The sequence below is a fragment of the Moorena sp. SIO1F2 genome, from assembly GCF_010672755.1.
GTDB lineage: Bacteria > Cyanobacteriota > Cyanobacteriia > Cyanobacteriales > Coleofasciculaceae > Moorena.
In genome coordinates this window covers 1-3735 of record NZ_JAAHFV010000499.1, presented here as the reverse complement: position 1 = coordinate 3735, position 3735 = coordinate 1, and the positions used below count along the sequence as shown (strand labels likewise).

Genomic DNA, 3735 nt, shown 5'->3' with positions numbered 1-3735 from the left:
CAGACGAGGGAAGGCCGGCTGCGGGACGGGAGGGCAGACGGGTGCGCTTCCGAGCTGTAGGGAGTAGGGAGTAGGGAGGAGGGAGTAGGGAGTAGGGAGTAGGGAGTAGGGAGTAGGGAGTAGGGAGTAGGGAGTAGGGAACTTCAGATTTTACAAATTTACTGTTGTCGAAGCTTTCGGTAATATTACTCCGAAAAAAAACGCGATGCTCAGCAAAGAGCCGCTACGCGATTGACCTGCATGTCACGCTACGCTAACGCTAACTTGTTATTACAATTTTAGCTAACCGATTTTATCGGTAATTTTAATTAAAAAAAAACGCGATTGACCTGCATGTCACCCTACGCGATTGACCTGCATGTCACGCTACGCGAACGCTTCCGATATTTTCCCGATTCCCGATTCCCGATTCCCGATTCCCGATTCCCGATTCCCGATTTCAGATTCCCGATTTCCTCGTTTCCTTTAAATTATCCCTCAAAAAAAATTCTAAAAACCCTTGACAAATATGTTAGTAATCATTATGATTATATTTATTAAGTTAAAAACATTGTTTCGACTATGCATCACAATTTTCTGCCAAATTCAGACAACAATCCAGAGGATATCACTCCGGAGATTACTCCTGAGGAGTTTTCCGAAAAAGAATTCCTTGTTCCGTATATTCTGAAGGGAACTCGCCAGCAAATAAGCCATACCATGCATATCCTTAATGCCATGGGCTATGCACAGCTTTCGGAGTGGAGTCCTCTTCAGCCCACTGGAATTCCAGGGCAATTTATGACGATGATGAGGAGATACTGGATTTGGCGTTAACACCTTAAATTTCTGGGGGGGTTTCCCCCCCGGACAAAGGCTCCGGTCTGTTCGCGTAGCGAACAGATTGGTAATAAAATTGAGTGCATAAGCGAAAATTCCTAGCCGTGGAAAGTATTTCTGCGGCTATTTTTTTGGGTTAGCAGGTTTAAGGTTAGTATGTTGTTCGCGTAGCGTGGCCAAAAGGCCAAGGTTAGCAGGTTTAAGGTTATTATTGTTGAAGGTTAGTAGGTTGAAGGTTAGTAAGTTTAAGGTTAGTAGGTTTAAGGTTAGTAGGTTGAAGGTTAGTAAGTTTAAGGTTAGTAGGTTTAAGGTTAGTAGGTTGTTCGCGTAGCGTGGCCAAAAGGCCAAGGTTATTAGTGTTTAAGGTTAGCAGGTTGTTCGCGTAGCGTGGCCTTTTGGCCAAGGTTAGTTTATTGCATTGATGAGGTACATTTATAAATCTCAAAGTCCCCCTTTTTAAGGGGGATTTAGGGGGATCGCTTTGTCCCTAATCGGAGAGAGAATTGCTATTTTATGTTAAAGGTTATTATGTTGAAAGTTATTAACAGGCTCAGCTCATCAACACCAAACCTCGCACCATTAGTATTGTCTTGAGCCAATCACTAATATCATCTCCGGATAATTACCCTTAATAAAAATCTGCCCCATCTCCCCATCTCCCCATCTCCCCACACTTGCCTGCTCCGAAGCTCCCTAAAACCAAGATGCTCTAAGGTTCTGTTCGCAGATATCCAAGAATAGTGCTAGTATTAAATAATCCTGGAAATCGATTCAGTAATGCGGTAGACTGAGGAGCAGGTAATATAAGTAATAGGATAATTTTCAGCAATACTTTTAAGGTAACCTTTGCCAGTAATAAGGTTGGATCATGTCTGAGGGCATGGCAAAGAAATCGGAGTGCGGCTAGGGTTATGTGTCGTTCTGGAAATGATTCAAAAGCCTTGAAAATTAGGTACTTATACAGGTTAGCGAGGCTGTGCTTTTTCAGATATTGTAGAGAATCAGGAGCAGCAGCAAAGGCTCGTTCAATTACTTGTAAGCAACCTGCTTCCATCTTGGAAGTATCAGAAGAGGCTGAATTAGCTGAGACTCGATATAAAATGTGTGGGTATGGTACAGCTACAAAGGGATAACGAGCTGCGAGCCGCAGCCACATATCCCAATCTTCTGCCTGGGTTAGGGATTCATCAAATTGACCAACTGTGTCAAATGCTTTCTTACGAATCAGGACGTTAGAACCATTTTCCAAAAAATCAGTTAGCAAGAGCTGAGGATAAACATTACCATTGAGAGTGATATGGTTACCCCGCCGCACAAACTGACCTGATTCATCGATATAATCTGTCCAACTATAGGCAACGGCGGCTTGGGGGTTTGCCTCTAAAGCCTTTAACTGGAACTCTAATTTATCTGGATGCCAGAGATCATCGGCATCTAGGAAAGCAATATAGTCCCCTGAAGCATGGGATAATCCACGATTACGGGCTGAGTTGACACCAGCATTGGGATAGGAAAAAATTTTTAATCGAACATCTTTGATACTATAAATTATTTCCCCTGTCGAGTCTTGGGAGCCATCATCAATGACAATTATTTCAAAATCCGTAAATGTCTGATTTAAAACAGATTGAATAGTCTGTTTGATAGTTTTTTCGTCATTATAAACCGGTATAATTATAGATATTAAGCTGGCCTTCATTTAAATTTCATGGTTCTGACATTAAGGGAGTAGGGAGTAGGGAGCAGGGAGCAGGGAGTAGGGAATAGGGAGTAGGGAGTAGGAAAAAATTTAAGTATTTAGTTTAATATGATAGCTGATAGCTGATAGCTGATAGCTGATAGCTGATAGCTGACAATGCTATACTGATTTAGTTCTATGGTTCATTAGCCCCTTAATAGTTTCTTCTGGAGCATTTTGCTGCTTCAAATAGTTTTTGAGAGTTGTTTCAGTTTGACTCTTGAGTAAAAAATCACTGACTAACAGTTTAATAACTTGCCTAACATATAAAATAGCATACCTCCAGAAAGGTACATGTTTTGAATTTTGATAAATTATATTGACCATATGCCAGATATTATAATTTGACTTTAAATTAGTGAATCCTTTCAAAATCTCTAGTCTTTTGGCTGTATTCGGTTGAAGATACCATTGTAGTAAAGGGGGCATATAACGAATCAAGTCATTTAAATTATAATCAGTAGTGGCTTGGAGTTTACTTGACAAAATCACGTTAAATCCTGATTTATGAGCACGACTAACAAACTCAAAGTCACCGCCGTAATGCCGGAATCTATCAGCATCTGGAAATCCAATTTTATCGACCACTGCTCTGGGGATGATAGCTATATTACCATTTAGGGTATCGACTGACCTAGCTTCTGCTGTCGCAAAATAATCCATACTCCGAATTGGCTGTTTTTTATGCATGCCACTGAACACAATCCAATCGGAATAGGTTTTATCCCGGACAATACCCCCAACAATTGTATTATTGTACAGTGGAGATTGACAAATATCAATCAGGTTGTTAAGGAAATTGTCTGACAGAGAAATATCATCATTTAGCCACACTAGGTAATCGGAGTCTAATTTATCTATGGCATAGTTCATCCCGAGACAAATTCCACCTGTCCACCAAAGATTGCCATCTCCCTCAATTAAGTAAACATTGGGAAATTGACGTCTAATCATGTCTCGGGTGCCATCTGTGGAACCATCATCTACTATGATGACTGAAATGACTGAGGTATTATCGGTATTTGCTTGAGGAATTTGCTGAAAAATTTGACTCAGAATATTCTGAGTATAGTGTTGCCTATTTCTAACTGGAATAATTAAGGATATTTGAGTCATTTTAGCAAAGGGAGTAGGGAGTAGGGAGTAGGGAATAGGGAATAGGGAGTAGGGAGTAGGGA

The 3735-nt window shown here is 40.8% G+C and carries 4 protein-coding genes; 1 reads left to right on the top strand and 3 read right to left on the bottom strand.

Annotated features, from left to right (window positions below; translation table 11 throughout):
* Positions 1–561 precede the first annotated feature (561 nt).
* Positions 562–816: a hypothetical protein gene (locus F6J94_RS31715; protein ID WP_293047529.1), complete on the top strand. Its 255-nt coding sequence runs from the start codon at positions 562–564 to the stop codon at positions 814–816.
* A 211-nt stretch (positions 817–1027) separates the two neighbouring features.
* On the opposite strand, the gene F6J94_RS31710 is transcribed toward F6J94_RS31715, so the two are convergent.
* The 3 genes from F6J94_RS31710 to F6J94_RS31700 all read right to left on the bottom strand — a co-directional run.
* Positions 1028–1222, bottom strand: coding sequence for a hypothetical protein (locus F6J94_RS31710; protein ID WP_293047527.1), 195 nt, complete (start codon positions 1220–1222; stop codon positions 1028–1030).
* A gap of 306 nt (positions 1223–1528) precedes the next feature.
* Positions 1529–2518, bottom strand: a complete 990-nt coding sequence (locus F6J94_RS31705) for a glycosyltransferase (RefSeq protein WP_293027997.1) — start codon at positions 2516–2518, stop codon at positions 1529–1531.
* Positions 2519–2677: 159 nt separating this feature from the next.
* Positions 2678–3735 (bottom strand): glycosyltransferase family 2 protein (locus F6J94_RS31700; protein WP_293047525.1); only part of this gene is annotated, 1058 nt, incomplete at its 5' end.